This is a genomic window from Micromonospora sp. NPDC049301, from assembly GCF_040678715.1.
Classification (GTDB): Bacteria; Actinomycetota; Actinomycetes; order Mycobacteriales; family Micromonosporaceae; genus Micromonospora.
The window spans coordinates 35,004-49,461 of the sequence record NZ_JBFAQO010000009.1 but is presented as its reverse complement, the minus strand read 5'-3'; the positions used below and the strand labels follow the sequence as shown (position 1 = coordinate 49,461).

At 73.0% G+C, this 14,458-nt stretch carries 19 protein-coding genes; 10 read left to right on the top strand and 9 right to left on the bottom strand.

Annotated elements, in window-relative coordinates; translation table 11 throughout:
- Positions 1-5: 5 nt before the first annotated feature.
- The 4 genes from AB0K07_RS24900 to AB0K07_RS24885 form a co-directional block, all read right to left on the bottom strand.
- Positions 6-734, bottom strand: a complete 729-nt coding sequence (locus tag AB0K07_RS24900; RefSeq protein WP_363758072.1) for a hypothetical protein — start codon at positions 732-734, stop codon at positions 6-8.
- 109 nt (positions 735-843) lie between these two features.
- Positions 844-1,215, bottom strand: coding sequence for a hypothetical protein (locus tag AB0K07_RS24895; RefSeq protein ID WP_363758070.1), 372 nt, complete (start codon positions 1,213-1,215; stop codon positions 844-846).
- Positions 1,212-1,694, bottom strand: a complete 483-nt coding sequence (locus AB0K07_RS24890; protein WP_363758068.1) for a DUF6232 family protein — start codon at positions 1,692-1,694, stop codon at positions 1,212-1,214. The genes AB0K07_RS24895 and AB0K07_RS24890 overlap by 4 nt, the downstream gene beginning before the upstream one ends.
- 58 nt (positions 1,695-1,752) lie before the next feature.
- Positions 1,753-2,232, bottom strand: a complete 480-nt coding sequence (locus AB0K07_RS24885; protein WP_363758066.1) for a DUF6232 family protein — start codon at positions 2,230-2,232, stop codon at positions 1,753-1,755.
- Between the two features lie 98 nt (positions 2,233-2,330).
- Between AB0K07_RS24885 and AB0K07_RS24880 the strand changes: the two genes are divergently transcribed.
- From AB0K07_RS24880 to AB0K07_RS24865, 4 genes are all read left to right on the top strand, one after another.
- Positions 2,331-3,104, top strand: a complete 774-nt coding sequence (locus tag AB0K07_RS24880; RefSeq protein WP_363758064.1) for an enoyl-CoA hydratase-related protein — start codon at positions 2,331-2,333, stop codon at positions 3,102-3,104.
- Between the two features lie 116 nt (positions 3,105-3,220).
- On the top strand, positions 3,221-4,843 hold the full coding sequence (locus tag AB0K07_RS24875; protein ID WP_363758062.1) for an acetolactate synthase: 1,623 nt from the start codon (positions 3,221-3,223) through the stop codon (positions 4,841-4,843).
- A 169-nt stretch (positions 4,844-5,012) separates the two neighbouring features.
- Positions 5,013-5,984: an ATP-binding cassette domain-containing protein gene (locus AB0K07_RS24870; protein ID WP_363758060.1), complete on the top strand. Its 972-nt coding sequence runs from the start codon at positions 5,013-5,015 to the stop codon at positions 5,982-5,984.
- Positions 5,981-6,790, top strand: coding sequence for an ABC transporter permease (locus AB0K07_RS24865; protein ID WP_363758058.1), 810 nt, complete (start codon positions 5,981-5,983; stop codon positions 6,788-6,790). The genes AB0K07_RS24870 and AB0K07_RS24865 overlap by 4 nt, the downstream gene beginning before the upstream one ends.
- Before the next feature lie 24 nt (positions 6,791-6,814).
- Here the strand turns inward: AB0K07_RS24865 and AB0K07_RS24860 are convergent, their stop codons facing one another.
- The 3 genes from AB0K07_RS24860 to AB0K07_RS24850 are packed head-to-tail and all read right to left on the bottom strand — an operon-like array spanning position 6,815 to position 7,986.
- Positions 6,815-7,228: a PLD nuclease N-terminal domain-containing protein gene (locus tag AB0K07_RS24860; RefSeq protein WP_363758056.1), complete on the bottom strand. Its 414-nt coding sequence runs from the start codon at positions 7,226-7,228 to the stop codon at positions 6,815-6,817.
- Positions 7,229-7,255: 27 nt separating this feature from the next.
- The gene (locus AB0K07_RS24855) at positions 7,256-7,561 is read right to left on the bottom strand and encodes a DUF202 domain-containing protein (protein ID WP_363758054.1); all 306 of its coding nucleotides are present in this window, start codon (positions 7,559-7,561) and stop codon (positions 7,256-7,258) included.
- A gap of 32 nt (positions 7,562-7,593) precedes the next feature.
- Positions 7,594-7,986, bottom strand: coding sequence for a DUF202 domain-containing protein (locus AB0K07_RS24850; RefSeq protein ID WP_363758052.1), 393 nt, complete (start codon positions 7,984-7,986; stop codon positions 7,594-7,596).
- A 42-nt stretch (positions 7,987-8,028) separates the two neighbouring features.
- On the opposite strand from AB0K07_RS24850, the gene AB0K07_RS24845 reads away from it, so the two are divergent.
- From AB0K07_RS24845 to AB0K07_RS24830, 4 genes are all read left to right on the top strand, one after another.
- The gene (locus AB0K07_RS24845) at positions 8,029-8,826 is read left to right on the top strand and encodes a GNAT family N-acetyltransferase (RefSeq protein ID WP_363758050.1); all 798 of its coding nucleotides are present in this window, start codon (positions 8,029-8,031) and stop codon (positions 8,824-8,826) included.
- A gap of 2 nt (positions 8,827-8,828) precedes the next feature.
- Positions 8,829-9,236 carry a hypothetical protein gene (locus AB0K07_RS24840; RefSeq protein WP_363758048.1) on the top strand — a complete coding sequence of 136 codons (408 nt, stop codon included), beginning with the start codon at positions 8,829-8,831 and terminating at the stop codon, positions 9,234-9,236.
- 200 nt (positions 9,237-9,436) lie between these two features.
- Positions 9,437-10,216, top strand: coding sequence for an electron transfer flavoprotein subunit beta/FixA family protein (locus AB0K07_RS24835; protein WP_363758046.1), 780 nt, complete (start codon positions 9,437-9,439; stop codon positions 10,214-10,216).
- A gap of 15 nt (positions 10,217-10,231) precedes the next feature.
- A complete protein-coding gene (locus tag AB0K07_RS24830) occupies positions 10,232-11,191 on the top strand; it encodes an electron transfer flavoprotein subunit alpha/FixB family protein (protein ID WP_363758044.1) in 960 nt (319 codons plus the stop codon).
- Positions 11,192-11,321: 130 nt separating this feature from the next.
- Here the strand turns inward: AB0K07_RS24830 and AB0K07_RS24825 are convergent, their stop codons facing one another.
- Both AB0K07_RS24825 and AB0K07_RS24820 read right to left on the bottom strand, forming a co-directional pair.
- Positions 11,322-12,113, bottom strand: a complete 792-nt coding sequence (locus AB0K07_RS24825) for an anti-sigma factor (protein WP_363758042.1) — start codon at positions 12,111-12,113, stop codon at positions 11,322-11,324.
- Positions 12,067-12,669, bottom strand: coding sequence for an RNA polymerase sigma factor (locus AB0K07_RS24820; protein WP_363758040.1), 603 nt, complete (start codon positions 12,667-12,669; stop codon positions 12,067-12,069). Before AB0K07_RS24820 ends, AB0K07_RS24825 begins: the two co-directional genes overlap by 47 nt.
- Positions 12,670-12,901: 232 nt before the next feature.
- Here AB0K07_RS24820 and AB0K07_RS24815 point away from each other — a divergent pair, with 232 nt between their 5' ends.
- Both AB0K07_RS24815 and AB0K07_RS24810 read left to right on the top strand, forming a co-directional pair.
- On the top strand, positions 12,902-13,732 hold the full coding sequence (locus AB0K07_RS24815; RefSeq protein ID WP_363758038.1) for a DUF4397 domain-containing protein: 831 nt from the start codon (positions 12,902-12,904) through the stop codon (positions 13,730-13,732).
- A complete protein-coding gene (locus tag AB0K07_RS24810) occupies positions 13,729-14,385 on the top strand; it encodes a class F sortase (RefSeq protein WP_363758036.1) in 657 nt (218 codons plus the stop codon). Before AB0K07_RS24815 ends, AB0K07_RS24810 begins: the two co-directional genes overlap by 4 nt.
- Positions 14,386-14,458 lie beyond the last annotated feature (73 nt).

Here is a 14,458-nt window from a genome sequence, read left to right as displayed (position 1 = left end):
AGGGCTCAGCCGACCAGGTCGTCGCTGAGCTTCTCGCCCCGCCGGCGCAGCATGCCGAGGCCGGGGATGCCGGCGACGGCGAGCTTGAGGTCGCGGGTGACGTCGAGCAGGTCGTGCAGGTCGGGCCCGACCCGGTCCAGGGTGGCCAGGATCGGCAGGATGTCCGCCGTCAGGTGCTGCTTGAGCTTGGGCAACTCGTCGATCAGGCGGATCGCCGCGGTCACCTCCTCGTGGCTCAGCTCCCCGACGAACCGCTCCGCCATCGGCGCGGCCCGCCGCAGCGCCGGCTCGTATGCCGCCAGCAACTCGGCCGCCGTGGCCGCCGCCTCGGAAGCGGTGCCCACGGTGGCCGCGGCCCGGCCGGCGACCGTCTCGGCCTCCGCGACCACCGTGCCGGCCCGGCGGGCGACCTGATCGGCCTCCCGGAGCACGACGGCCGCGGCCGTCGCCACCTCGGTGGCGGTGTCGATGGCGGTGGTCGCGGCGGCGCTGATCACGGCCACCTCGCGGACCGCCGTCTCGGCGTCGGTGAGCACCTGGTCGGTCCGGTCCAGCGTCGTCTCGATCCGATCGACGACGCCGTTGATCCGGGCCAGCAGCGCCTCCACCCCGTCCAGCACCGCGAACGCGCGGGCCGGCACGGCGGCGAACGAGGCGGCCGAGCCGAGCGCCTGGTCGAGAGCGGAGCGGGTCAGGCCGACCATCGCGGTGGGTGTGGGGAGGGGAATCGCCATGTGGTCAAGTGTGCGCCGGCCGCACCACAACCGCCCGGACGCTCTTCCGGCCCTGGTGGGCGCGGCCCTGGTGGGCTGGCCGATCGCCACCACGCTGCCGCTGAGCTGACTACCGGGCGGCGCGGGCGACGCGCAGCGCCCACCAGATCAGCGGCGCCTGCATCGGCACCCGCCCGTAGGCGATCGCCCGCTTCGCCGGACGTCGGTGCCGCCAGTCCGCCGCCATCTTCACGTTCGCCGGCAACACGGCGACGAAGAGGGCCGCGGCGGCCCGACCGCCGGCCCGTCGAGTGGCCGGATTCGCCACGGCCGCCGCCACCGCCAGTTCGGCGATGCCGCTGGCGTACGTCCAGAACCGGGCGGGACCGGGCAACGCGCGCGGCACGATCGGGTCGTAGACGCCGGGGCGCAGTAGGTGGGTGACGCCGGCCGCGGCGAGCAGCCCGGCCAGTGCGGCGGCCTCGCCGCTGCCGGTGGTCATCGATGGTCCCCCTGCTGCTCGACGGCGCGCTGGACGGCCCGGTAGATCTGCCCGAACCGTAGCGCATCCGGGGTGCGCAGCAGCAGTTGCTCCCGGCCGTGGTGCTGCACCCACAGCTCGTGCACGTGGCTGCCGCGCTCGTAGGAGCGGTCCAGCCAGCCGAGGGGGATCTCGAGGAACGGGGTCAACGCCAGCGCCCCCACCGCGCAGGCGGCGAGGATGATCAGCGCCATCTTCCAGTTGCCCCGGTCCTGCGCCGTGTAGGCCAGCGAGAGCACACAGACCAGCGCCACCAGCGGCGGCAGCGAGAGCAGCAGGACGAGGACACCGCGACCGAGCACGCGACCGCGTACCGCGAGGGTCTTCGGGCCGCGCGCGTGCCAGACGTACGTCACGTCGGAGAGGGCGACCACGTGACCGCCCGCCCGGATCGACTCGGAGGTCACCTGCACCGCGTCGTCCCGGTAATAGAGGACCATCACTAAGCCTAACCACCGGCAGGCAACCCGGCGGTGGGCGACGGTGCGGGCGTCGGCGCTAGCGGCGGGTGGCCGGGCGGGCCGGCTGGCTGCGCTCGACCGCGCGCTGCACCGCCCGGTAGATCTGACCGAAACGCAGCGCGTCGCCGGTGCGCAGCAGCCGCACCGGCTGACCGCGCCAGCGCGCCCAGATCTCCAGTTGCCGGCTGCCCCGGGCGTACGAGCGGTCCAGGTGTTCGAAGAGGAAGTCGGCGACCGGGCCGACGGCCAGCCCCACCAGCACCGACGCGCCGACGATCGCGATCGTCACGGTGGTCGAGCGGTGCAGCCAGACGGCCACGCCGATGCCGAGCACGGCCGCGACCAACGGACCGGCCAGCGCGGCGCCGATCGCGCCCCGCCCGACGAGGACTCGCCAGGAACGGCTGCCCCGGCGGTGCCAGACCATGGTGATGTCGGCGAGCGCGTAGCTGCGGCCGTCCACTCGGACGGCGGTGGAGGTGACCTGCACCGACCGGTCGTCGTAATAGGTGATCATGGCTGGACTCCCGCCCGCGGGGCTGACACCAGACTACTTACCCCAACGAGCCGGGTCGTAAGGTTGGCACGCGACTTCGACGAGGAAGTGAGGGCAGCGTGGGCGAGTTCGTTCGGCTGGAGACTAAGGACGGCATCGGCACCATCCGGCTGGAGCGGCCGCCGATGAACGCGCTCAACACCCAGGTGCAGGAGGAGTTGCGCGGCGCCGCCGCGGCGGCGACCGCCGACCCCGAGGTCCGCGCCGTCATCGTGTACGGCGGGGAGAAGGTCTTCGCCGCCGGCGCGGACATCAAGCAGATGGCGGAGATGTCCTACGTGGACATGGCGGACCGGGCCGCAAACCTGTCCAGCGCGCTCGGCGCGATCGCCCGGATCCCCAAGCCGGTGGTCGCCGCGATCACCGGGTACGCCCTCGGCGGCGGCTGCGAGCTGGCGCTGGCCTGTGACTGGCGGGTGGTGGCCGAGGACGCCAAGCTCGGTCAGCCGGAGATCAAGCTGGGCATCATCCCCGGTGCCGGCGGCACCCAGCGGCTGGCCCGGCTGGTCGGCCCGGCCCGCGCCAAGGATCTGATCATGTCCGGGCGGATGGTGGACGCGCAGGAGGCGCTGCGGATCGGCCTGGCCGACCGGGTCGTCCCGGCCGCCGAGGTCTACGAGGCGGCGGTCGCGCTGGTGACGCCGTACCTGAACGGGCCGGTGCAGGCGCTGCGGGCGGCGAAGCTGGCGGTCGACGGCGGCCTGGACATGGACCTGAACTCGGGCCTGGCCTGGGAGAGTCAGCTCTTCGCGGCGCTGTTCGCCACCGACGACCGGCGCGAGGGCATGGCGGCCTTCGTGGAGAAGCGAAAGCCGGGCTTCACGGGTCGCTGACCGGCCCGGGCCGGCGGCCGGTGCCGCCGGCCCGACGGTGAGCCGAGAACGGTTCACATTCTGCCTACCGGCCAGTAGCGTGGGCCTCCGGTTCGAAGCGACGAAGGGTAGTGGCGATGACGGAGCGGGTCGAAGGTCACGGCGGAGAGCTGGCGCTCGCGGCACTGCGGGCGCACGGCGTACGGGAGATGTTCACACTCTCCGGCGGGCACGTCTTCCCGCTCTACGACGCCGCGCACAAGACCGACTTCCCGATCTACGACGTGCGCCACGAGCAGTCCGCCGTCTTCGCCGCCGAGGCGGTGGCCAAGCTCCAGCGCCGCCCCGGTCTCGCCGTGCTCACCGCCGGCCCCGGCGTCACCAACGGCATCTCCGGCATGACCAGCGCCTTCTTCAACGCCTCCCCGGTGCTGGTGCTCGGGGGCCGCGCGCCCGCCTTCCGCTGGGGCTCGGGCAGCCTCCAGGAGATGGACCACCTGCCGCTGGTCGCGCCGGTCACCAAGCACGCCGAGACGGTGTTCAGCACCGACGACATTCCGCGCGCGGTGGGCGCGGCGCTCACGGCGGCGCTCACCCCGCACCGCGGGCCGGCCTTCCTCGACTTCCCGTTGGAGACGGTCTTCTCGGTCGCCGAGGCCGACCTTCCCGCCCCGACCGGCGTCGACCCGGTCGAGCCGGACCCGGAGGAGGTCTCCCGGGCCGCCACGCTGATCGCCGGGGCGCAGCGACCGGTCATCATCGCCGGCTCCGACGTGTACGCCGGCGACGCGGTCGCCGCGCTGCGCGAGGCCGCCGAGACGTTGCAGGTGCCGGTCTTCACCAACGGCATGGGCCGCGGCTCGCTCCCTCCCGAGCACCCGCTCGCCTTCGCCAAGGCCCGCCGGGCCGCGCTCTCCGGCGCCGACGTGGTCGTGGTGGTCGGCACCCCGCTGGACTTCCGGCTCAGCTTCGGTGACTTCGGCGACGCGAAGGTCGTGCACATCGTCGACGCGCCCAGCCAGCGCGCCGGGCACGTCCAGCCGGCCGCCGCCCCCGCCGGCGACCTGCGCCTGATCCTCTCCGCGCTGGCCGACCACCCCGGTGACCGGGCCGACCACAGCGGCTGGATCGCCGACCTGCGTACCGCCGAGGACGCCGCCCGCGCCCGCGACGCGGCGGAGATGGCCGCCGAGACCGACCCGATCCGGCCGGCGCGCATCTACGGCGAGCTGCGCCGGGTGCTGGCCCGCGACGCGATCACCATCGGCGACGGCGGTGACTTCGTCTCGTACGCCGGGCGGTACCTGGAGCCGGCCCAGCCCGGCACCTGGCTGGACCCGGGCCCGTACGGCTGCCTGGGCACCGGCATGGGCTACGCGATGGGCGCCCGGGTCAGCCACCCGGACCGGCAGATCTGTGTGCTGATGGGCGACGGCGCGGCGGGCTTCTCGCTGATGGACGTCGAGTCGCTGGTCCGCCAGAAGCTGCCGGTGGTGATCGTCGTCGGCAACAACGGCATCTGGGGTCTGGAGAAGCACCCGATGCGGGCCATGTACGGCTACGACGTCGCCGCCGACCTTCAGCCGGAGCTGCGCTACGACACGGTGGTCAGCGCGCTCGGTGGCGCGGGGGAGACGGTCGCCAAGGCCGCCGACCTGGGGCCGGCCCTGCAACGCGCGTTCGACGCCGGAGTGCCGTACCTGGTCAACGTGCTCACCGACCCGACCGACGCGTACCCCCGCTCGTCGAACCTGGCCTGAGTCGCACCCGCCGCCGCGCCGTCGCCCCCACCGGGCGGCGGCGCGGCGTCTTCCCGCAGCTAAATCAGCGGAATCTCCGCGCCGGTCGTCGTAACGTCAGCCCGGGATCGGCGGGATGTCAGCCCTGTCGCCCATGGTGGTGTCGCCACCGGAGACGACAGGAGTTGCGATGGACCACGCGATTCGGGCCGAGGGTCTGGTGCGGCGTTTCGGCCCCACCACCGCCCTCGCCGGAGTTGATCTGGCGGTCCCGACCGGGACCGTCTTCGGCCTGCTCGGGCCGAACGGCGCCGGCAAGACCACCGCGGTGCGGGTGCTCGCCACCCTGCTGCGCGCCGACGAGGGGCACGCCACGGTGGGTGGCTTCGACGTCGTCCGCGACGCCCATCGGGTACGCCAGCTGATCGGCCTGACCGGCCAGTACGCCTCGGTCGACGAGACCCTGACCGGCGCGGAGAACCTGCTGCTGATCGGCCGCCTGCTCGGGCTGAGCCGGGCCGACGCCAAGCAGCGCGCCCGTCAGCTGCTCGCCGACTTCCAGCTCAGCGACGCCGCCGACCGGGCCGCCAAGACCTTCTCCGGCGGTATGCGGCGCCGACTGGATCTCGCCGCCAGCCTGGTCGGCCGGCCGCAGGTGCTCTTCCTCGACGAACCGACGACCGGTCTGGACCCGCGCAGCCGCAACGACCTGTGGGACATCGTCCGTGGCCTGGTCTCCGACGGGGTGACGGTGCTGCTCACCACCCAGTACCTGGAGGAGGCCGACCAGCTCGCCGGGGAGATCGCGGTGGTCGACCACGGTCGGGTGATCGCGCAGGGCACGCCGGAGGAGCTGAAGGCCAAGACCGGCGGTCAGACCCTCACCGTACGGCCGACCGACCTCGCCGACCTGGGCACCGTGACCGCCATCGCGGGCGAGGTGTCCGGCGCGACTCCCGAGGTGGCCCAGAACGCGGTCACCGTCGCGGTGAACGACCCCGGTGTGCTGCCCGCGGTGGTGAGCCGCCTCGACGCGGCCGAGATCGCGGTCGCCGAGCTGGCGCTGCGCGGCGCCAGCCTGGACGAGGTCTTTCTCTCCCTCACCGGCCACCGGGCCGAGGACGCCCCGGCCGGCACCGACCTGGAAAGGACCCCCGCATGACCGCCGCCACCGTCCCCGCGCCGCTGGCCCCGGCCCGCCGGCTCAGCCCCGCCGCCGGGCTGCGGCACACCTTCACGCTGGCCTGGCGCAGCCTGGTGCAGATCAAGCACAACCCGATGGAGCTGCTCGACCTGAGCATCCAGCCGGTGATGTTCGTGCTGCTGTTCACCTATGTCTTCGGCACCGCCATCGCCGGCTCCTCCGGCGAGTACCTCACCTTCATGCTGCCCGGCATCATGGTGCAGAACGCGCTCTTCGCCACCATGACGACCGGGTTCGGGCTGAACAACGACCTCACCAAGGGGGTCTTCGACCGGCTCCGGGCGCTGCCCATCGCCCGGTGGGCGCCGCTGGCCGGCCGGATCCTCGCCGACACGGTCAAGCAGGCCTGGTCGATCGCGCTGCTGCTCGGCGTCGGGGCGATCCTCGGCTTCCGGGTCGGCAACGGGCTGCTCGGGGTGGTCGGGGCGTTCGCGCTGCTGCTGGCGTTCACGCTCGCCGCGTCCTGGATCTCGGTGCTGGTCGGGGTGCTGGTGAGCGAGCCGGACAAGGTGCAGATCTTCGGCTTCATGGTGATCTTCCCGCTGACCTTCACCAGCAACATCTTCGTGCCCACCGACCGGATGCCCGGCTGGTTGCAGAACTGGGTGGAGGTCAACCCGGTGACCGTGGTGGCCGACGCGTTGCGCGGGCTCCTGGTCGGCGGTCCGGTCGCCGGCCCGGTGCTCCAGACGTTGCTCTGGGGCGCCGGCATCGCCGTGATCTTCGCGCCGTTGGCGGTGCGGGGGCTCAAGCGCCGGGTGTGACCCGCGGCGGGGCCGGAGTCGGGCTCACACCTCCGGTCGGTCACCCTCGCGCGGCGGTTCGCCGTCGCGTCGGCGCAGGTCGTCCTCGCGCCGGCGCAGGTCCTCCTCCCAGCGGCGGAAGAGCTCCTGGTCCTGCTGCTGGGCGCGGTCCTGCATGGAGCGGAGGAACTCCGGGTCGTCGTCCGGGGCGACCGGGCGGCGCGACCGCTCGGCGGAGCCGCTGCCGGCCGGCCAGGTCCTGCGGGCGCCGGAGCTGGGCTCCCGGCCGGCGACGAACCAGGCGATGGACCCCACCAGCGGGAAGAACAGGATGATCAGCACCCAGGCGATCCGGGGCAGGGCGCGGATCTGGCCCTCCTCGGCGGAGAGACAGCTGATCAGCGCGCAGACGGCGAGGGCGATCTGCACCAGGAAGAGGAGTACGTACAGCCGGACCATACGCCTATCATGGCGCACCCCGTCCCGTCACCACAGTCCGCGAACCAGCAGCAGCACACCCAGCAGCGCGAGCCCGACGGTGGCCAGCGCGACCAGGGGCAGAGCCGGGCCGCCGGTGCACGCCGGCCCCGTACCGGTGCCCCGGGGCCAGCAGAGCACGAGCGCGGCGCCCCAGACCAGCACGGCGACGCCGGCGATCAGCGCATCGATCGGGTCGCCGGTCGACCCCAGTCGGACGACCAGCGCGGTCACCAGGCTCAGCGCGAGCGCGGTGCGCCGCCAGGCGAGCCGGGTCCGCTCCGGTTGCAGCCCCGGGTCGCGCCCGGCGCTCACCGGGCGGCCCTCCGGCCCGCTCCGGCCGCCGGTCACGATGCGCCGACGGCCCGCACCAGCACCGCGATCACCAACAGCACCGCGCCGGCGCCGACGGCGAGGGCGAGGACCGCGGGGAAGCGGGAGGCGGGCAGCTCCTGGCCGAGCCGGATGGCCCGCTCGATGCGCGCCCAGTGGTCCACCGCGCGGATCGCGACGGCGCCGCCGAGCAGCAGCAGCGCGACGGCGATCACCTCCCGCAGGTGGCGCAGTGGCAGCGGCGGCAGGAACTGCGCGGCGGCCAGCCCGCCGCCGACCAGCGCCAGGCTGGTGCGCAGCCAGGCCAGGAAGGTCCGTTCGTTGGCCAGGGAGAAGCGGTAGTCGGGTGGCTCGCCGACCGAGCGCAGGCCCGACGGGTCGAACCACCGCCTGATCGCTTCCCACACGCTGGGAGATTATCCGCTTGTCCTGCGGCTTAGCCTGAGCCAGTGACCGATCTTGACGTGATGACGCTGCGCACCGCCTACGACAACCAGCTCCGTCCGGAGATCCCGGACCCGGTCCCGGCCGGGGTGACGGTGGAGCGGGACGGGCCGCTGGTCCGGATCTTCGGGCTCGACGCGGGTGGGTTCCTCACGTACCGCGACCTGGGCGGGTTGGCCGGCGAGGCGCTGGACGAGCTGATCGCCCGGCAGGTGGAGCTGTTCCGCGAGCGCGGCGAGTCGGTGGAGTGGAAGCTCAACGGGCACGACGAGCCGGCGGACCTGGCCGACCGGTTGCGCGCCGCCGGCTTCGTGGCGCAGGAGCGGGAGACCGTGGTGGTCGGGCCGGTCGCGCCCCTGGCGGCCGCGCTGCCGGTCGTCCCCGAGGGGGTACGCCTGCGTGAGGTGACCTCCCGGGCCGACCTGGAGCGGATCGCCGTCATGGAGGAGGAGGTCTGGCAGGAGGACCGCTCGCACCTCGTCTGGGGGCTTGCCAAGGAGATCGACGCCGACCCGCACTCGATCACCGTGGTGGTGGCCGAGGCGGGCGGGACGGTGGTGAGCGCCGGATGGGTGCGCTTCCCGCCGAACACCGGTTTCGGCACCCTCTGGGGTGGTTCCACCCTGCCGCAGTGGCGTCGCAAGGGCATCTACCGGGCGCTGGTCACCTACCGGGCGCGGCTGGCCGAGCAGCGTGGCCGGACGCTGTTGCAGGTCGACGCGTCCGAGGACAGCCGCCCGATCCTTCAGCGGCTCGGCCTCGTCCCGGTCACCACCACCACCCCGTACGTCTACACTCCGTGATCATGGAGTACCGGTTGACGGACGAGGAACGGCTGACCCTCAAGACGGGCGCGTTCGGCGCCGTCTTCCTGGTCTCCAACGCGGACCCGGGGATGTTGGGCGTCATCCGGGAGAGCGCCGCCGCGTCCGGCGCGCTGGCCGACGCGAGCGGCGTGGTCAAGGAGGCGCTGACCAGCGGTCCACTGCCTCGGCTGCCCCGCGACTCCCAGCTGGAGATCGAGTCGGTGGTGCTGCCGGCCCTCGAACGGGCGGTGCGCATCCTGCGGGAGAAGTCCCCGGCGGACGTGGCCGCGTACCGCTCGGTGGTGTTGACCGCGGCGAACCGGGTCGCCCGGGCGCACGACGGGGTGGTCCCGGCCGAGGCGGCGGTCATCGACCGGATCCGGGGCGCCCTGGACGACCCGGCCTGACCGGGTCGGCGTCGCTGCCGGCGCCGGTGAGCTGTGTCACTCTGAGTGCCCCGGGGGCAGCAAGCTACTGGCAGGTAACATTGCGCCGTGGGAAACCGCACAGCACCCTGCGGTTGACCTGGCGTCGACCGACGCGCGAGGCTGCGCCCGAGACCGGGCGAGCGAATCGCAACACCACACAGGAGGGTCGTCGAAGCGCGATGAATATCGTCGTACTCGTCAAGCAGGTGCCTGATTCGGGCGCGGACCGCAACCTGCGCAATGACGACAACACCGTCGACCGCGGTTCGGCGAACAACGTGATCAATGAGATGGACGAGTACGCCATCGAGGAGGCGCTGAAGATCAAGGAGGCGCACGGCGGCGAGGTCACCATCCTGACCATGGGTCCGGACCGGGCGACCGAGTCGATCCGCAAGGCGCTCTCCATGGGCCCGGACAAGGCCGTCCACGTCGTGGACGACGCCCTGCACGGCTCCTGCGCGGTGGCCACCTCGAAGGTGCTCGCCGCCGCCCTCGGCCAGCTCAACGCCGACCTCGTGATCTGCGGTGCCGAGTCCACCGACGGCCGGGTGCAGGTCATGCCGCACATGATCGCCGAGCGGCTCGGGGTCGCGGCGCTCACCGGCGCCCGCAAGCTCGCCGTCGACGGCGCCACGCTGACCGTCGAGCGGCAGACCGAGGAGGGCTACGAGGTGGTCACCGCCGCCACCCCGGCCGTGGTCTCCGTCTGGGACACCATCAACGAGCCGCGCTACCCCTCCTTCAAGGGCATCATGGCCGCCAAGAAGAAGCCGGTGCAGACGCTCTCCCTGGCCGACCTCGGCGTCGCGCCGACCGAGGTGGGCTTCGACGGCGCCACGAGCGCCGTGGTCGAGCACACCAAGCGCCCGCCGCGCTCCGGCGGCGCCAAGATCACCGACGAGGGCGAGGGCGGCGTCAAGCTGGTCGAGTTCCTCGCTACCGAGAAGTTCGTGTGAGAGCGGGGTCTGGACATGTCTGAGGTTCTCGTCGTCGTCGAAGCCACCAAGGAATTCGGCGTCAAGAAGGTCACCCTGGAGATGCTCACCCTCGCCCGCGAGCTGGGCACCCCGAGCGCCGTGGTGCTCGGTGGCGCGGGCGCCGCGGAGGCGCTGAGCGCCAAGCTGGGCGAGTACGGCGCGGAGAAGATCTACGCCGCCGAGGGTGACGAGATCGACGGCTACCTGGTGGCCCCCAAGGCCACCGTGCTGGCCGAGCTGGTCAAGCGGGTACAGCCGGCCGCCGTGCTGCTGGCGTCGGCGCAGGAGGGCAAGGAGATCGCCGCCCGCCTCGCCGTCAAGCTCGACAACGGCATCCTGACCGACGTCGTCGGCCTGGACGCCGACGGCACCGCCACGCAGGTCGCCTTCGCCGGCTCCACCATCGTCAAGTCCAAGGTCACCCGGGGCCTGCCGCTGGTCACCGTCCGGCCCAACTCGGTCACCCCGACCCCGGCCGCGGCCACCCCGGCGATCGAGCAGCTCACCGTGTCGGTCACCGACACCGACAAGCTCGCCAAGGTCGTCGACCGGGTCGCCGAGCAGAAGGGCTCCCGCCCCGAGCTGACCGAGGCCGGCGTGGTCGTCTCCGGCGGTCGCGGCGTCGGCAACGCCGACAACTTCAAGCTGGTCGAGGAGTTGGCCGACCTGCTCGGCGGCGCCGTCGGCGCGTCCCGCGCCGCGGTCGACTCCGGCTTCTACCCGCACCAGTTCCAGGTGGGCCAGACCGGCAAGACGGTCTCCCCGCAGCTCTACGTCGCGCTCGGCATCTCCGGTGCCATTCAGCACCGCGCCGGCATGCAGACCTCGAAGACCATCGTCGCGGTCAACAAGGACGGCGAGGCCCCGATCTTCGAGCTGGCCGACTTCGGCGTGGTGGGCGACCTGTTCAAGGTCGTCCCGCAGGCCGCCGAGGAGATCCGCAAGCGCAAGTAACCGACCCTCGGTGCCGCCCGCGGCGCTCGGGAACGACGAAGAGAGTGGCCTCCCAACCTCGGGCGGGCCACTCTCTTCGTCGCGGGAAGGGAGCTGATCGGCGGGCCGGGGAGCTGAGCCGGCCCGCCGATCAGCCCGTCAGGGTGCCCCTCAGCAGGCTGTCGCCGGAGTGGGCGGGCTTGTTGTCGTACTGCTCGGCGGAGACGTCGACCACCGAGTAGCTGCCCAGGTCGACGTTGGCGGGCAGGGGTAGCAGGGCGTCCGGGCCGTCACCGAGGGTGCCGACCGAGAACATCTGCATGGTCGTCGGGTTGATGAGCCAGACCTCGTAGTACCCCGACACGCGCGGGAGATTCGCCACATGCAGATGTAGTTGGCCGTTCTGGAAGACCCGCGCGTCACCCCTGGCGTCCGGCGGCGTCGTCCCGTACGCCGCCAGCGGCGCGCTGGCCACCACGGGCTGCGTCGGTGTGGGCGCCGGTTCGTCCGGTCCCAGCACGGCGACCGTGCCCACCACGCCGATCGCCGCGGCCGCCGCTGCGGTCGCCGCGGTGGCCGCCCAGCGGGACCAGCCACCGCGCCGGCGCTCCCGGGGCCGGCCCGCCGCCGCACGCCCGGCCGCCCCCGGTTCGTCCGCCGTGCCGTCGACCGGCGTGGCGACCTGCTCCCGGCGGGCCCCGGTCAGCGACGGCAGACCCTCCGCAGCACTGATCTCCGCCGTGATGCCCTGCCAGACGTGCTCCGGCGGGTCGGGCAGGTCACCCAACCCCTGCGTCTCCGCGCCGAGCCCGGCCACCTGCTGGAGGGTCTCCATCTCCACCCGGCAGTGCGCGCAGGTGTCGAGGTGGGTGCTCTCCCCGTTGTCCGCCTCGCTCTCACCGAGCGCCAGAAAGACCAGCCGGTCGTGGTCCAGGTGCTGCACCGTCCACCTCCCATCTGCGTTTCAAGCTCGCCATGCCGCGCCGGATGTGACTCTTCACGGTGCCCAGCGGCACGCCGGTCGCCGTGGCTATCTGCTGGTGGGTCAGGTCGTCGTAGAAGGCCAGCTCCAGCATGCGTCGTTGGTCGTCCGGGAGGCGTGCCAGCTCGTCGGCGATCACCAGCCGGTCCACCACCCGGTCCGGATCCGGGCCGGACTGCGCCGGCTCCGGCAGCCGCCGGACCGTCTCGACCACCCTGGTCTCCCGGGCCGTGGCCCGCATCCGGTCGATCACCTTGCGCCGGCCGATGCCGAGCAGCCAGCCGATCAACGACCCCTTCGCCGGATCGAAGGTCTCCCGCCCCAGCCAGGCGGCGACGAACGTCGCCTGGGTCACGTCCTCGGCGTCGCTGTGGTTGGCCAACATGGAGGTGGCCAGGTGCAGCACCGCCCTGCCGTACCGGTCGTACGCCTCGCGGAGCGCGGCCTCGTCGCCGGCGCGGAACCGGAGGGCGAGGGCGTCCACCGGGGGGTCCGGGTCCTGTCCTGACGCCGTCATCGGGCGGCTCGCCTTCGATGGGGCATGCCCGACTGTAACTCCCACAGTCTCCGCCCCACTCTCCCCGGTCGATGTCATCTCACCCAGCTCTTCGTCTCCCGGACCCGATCCGGATGCGGGCGGGGCCGGAAAAAGAAATCACCTCCGGGGGCGCATCCGTCCCTCGCGGAGCCGGCGTAACCCGTTCTGCAAGCCAGCCTGACGAACCAGCACCAATCACCAGGAGGCAGACATGCAGCTCTCGTACTTCCGTCGGGTCGCCGCGGGCGGCGCCGTCGCCGCGCTGGCATTCGCCGGCGTCGGCGCGTTCACCGCCACCCCCGCGTACGCCGCCACGTCGAAGGTCTCTGTCGTGCACGGCATCCCGGACACCCCGGTCGACGTCTACGTCAACGGCAAGAAGACGCTGGACAACTTCACGCCCGGCGACGTGGCCGGCCCGCTGAACCTGGAAGCGGGCGAGTACGACATCGCGCTCACCAGGCCGGGCGAGCCGGTCGGCAGCGCGATCCTCAAGGCCGACAACGCGGCGGTGCCGGGCGGAGCGAACATCAGCATCGCGGCGCACCTCGACGCCGCCGGCCAGCCGAAGATCACCCCGTTCGTGAACGACGTCTCGAAGGTCGACGCCGGCAGGGCCCGGCTCATCGTGCGGCACACCGCCGCCGCCCCGGCGGTGGACGTCCGCGCCGGCGGCACCCCGGTCTTCGAGGCTCTGACCAACCCGAACGAGGCGAAGGGCGACGTCGAAGCGGGCAACGTGAAGGCCGACGTCGTGCTGGCCGGCACCGACACCGTGGCCATCGGCCCGGCCGACCTCAACCTCAAGGAGGGCACCGCCACGATCGTCTACGCGATCGGCTCCGCCGAGGGCAAGACCCTCGACGTGGTCGCGCAGACCATCACCGGCCTGCACTCCGCCCCCGGTGGTGTGCCGAGCGGTGACGGCGGTCAGGCCGGCACCGGCGTGGACACCTGGTGGTACCTGCTCACCGGCGCCGGCGTCCTGCTGCTGCTCGGCGGCGGAGTGCGGATGGCCACCGCCCGGACCGGTCGCCGGTGACGGTGCGCAACCGCGGCGCGCTGGCGGCCACGGCCGCCGGCGTCGCCGCGCTCACCGTCGCGACCGTGGTGGCGTGCGGCTCCCAGCCGGCCGACGACGTGGGCGCAGAGGAGGCGAGCGCGCTGGCCAGCGCCACCCCGACCCCGCCCGCCGTCGCCCCGTCGGTCCCGGTGACCGCCGGGAGATTGCCGGACGGCGCGACGACCGTCCCGCCGGTCCGGCTGGTGATCCCGGCGATCGGCGTCACCGCCACGGTCAACGCCGTCGGCGTCAACGAGCGGACCAACGAGTTCGAGGTGCCGCCGAGCGTCGACCAGATCGGCTGGTACCGGTACGGCCCCGGGCTGGAGGCCGACACCGGCTCGGTGGTCGTCGCCGGGCACGTGGACAGCGCCCGGCAGGGCAGGGGAGCGTTCTTCCGGCTGCGCGAGCTGGACCGGGGCGACACCGTGAGCGCGACCGGCAGCGACGGCAGGGCCCGGCCGTACCGGGTCGTCGCCCGGGAGGAGTACGCCAAGAGCAGGATCCCGCTGGACCGGTACTTCGCCCGGGACGGCAGCCCCCGGCTCACCCTGATCACCTGCGGCGGACCGTTCGACGCGTCGGCGCGCCGGTACCGCGACAACATCGTCGTCACCGCGGTGCCAGCCTGACCGGGCGCCTCGCCCGGAGGTCCGTGCGACGTGCGTGCCGGGGCGGGGAGGGTTGTGCCCTCCCCGCCCCGGC

Coding starts and splice junctions, on each gene's coding strand:
- AB0K07_RS24900 (WP_363758072.1), bottom strand. CDS start 734: ATGGCGATTCCCCTCCCCACACCCACCGCGATGGTCGGCCTGACCCGC.
- AB0K07_RS24895 (WP_363758070.1), bottom strand. CDS start 1,215: ATGACCACCGGCAGCGGCGAGGCCGCCGCACTGGCCGGGCTGCTCGCC.
- AB0K07_RS24890 (WP_363758068.1), bottom strand. CDS start 1,694: ATGGTCCTCTATTACCGGGACGACGCGGTGCAGGTGACCTCCGAGTCG.
- AB0K07_RS24885 (WP_363758066.1), bottom strand. CDS start 2,232: ATGATCACCTATTACGACGACCGGTCGGTGCAGGTCACCTCCACCGCC.
- AB0K07_RS24875 (WP_363758062.1), top strand. CDS start 3,221: ATGACGGAGCGGGTCGAAGGTCACGGCGGAGAGCTGGCGCTCGCGGCA.
- AB0K07_RS24870 (WP_363758060.1), top strand. CDS start 5,013: ATGGACCACGCGATTCGGGCCGAGGGTCTGGTGCGGCGTTTCGGCCCC.
- AB0K07_RS24865 (WP_363758058.1), top strand. CDS start 5,981: ATGACCGCCGCCACCGTCCCCGCGCCGCTGGCCCCGGCCCGCCGGCTC.
- AB0K07_RS24860 (WP_363758056.1), bottom strand. CDS start 7,228: ATGGTCCGGCTGTACGTACTCCTCTTCCTGGTGCAGATCGCCCTCGCC.
- AB0K07_RS24840 (WP_363758048.1), top strand. CDS start 8,829: ATGGAGTACCGGTTGACGGACGAGGAACGGCTGACCCTCAAGACGGGC.
- AB0K07_RS24835 (WP_363758046.1), top strand. CDS start 9,437: ATGAATATCGTCGTACTCGTCAAGCAGGTGCCTGATTCGGGCGCGGAC.
- AB0K07_RS24830 (WP_363758044.1), top strand. CDS start 10,232: ATGTCTGAGGTTCTCGTCGTCGTCGAAGCCACCAAGGAATTCGGCGTC.
- AB0K07_RS24820 (WP_363758040.1), bottom strand. CDS start 12,669: ATGACGGCGTCAGGACAGGACCCGGACCCCCCGGTGGACGCCCTCGCC.
- AB0K07_RS24815 (WP_363758038.1), top strand. CDS start 12,902: ATGCAGCTCTCGTACTTCCGTCGGGTCGCCGCGGGCGGCGCCGTCGCC.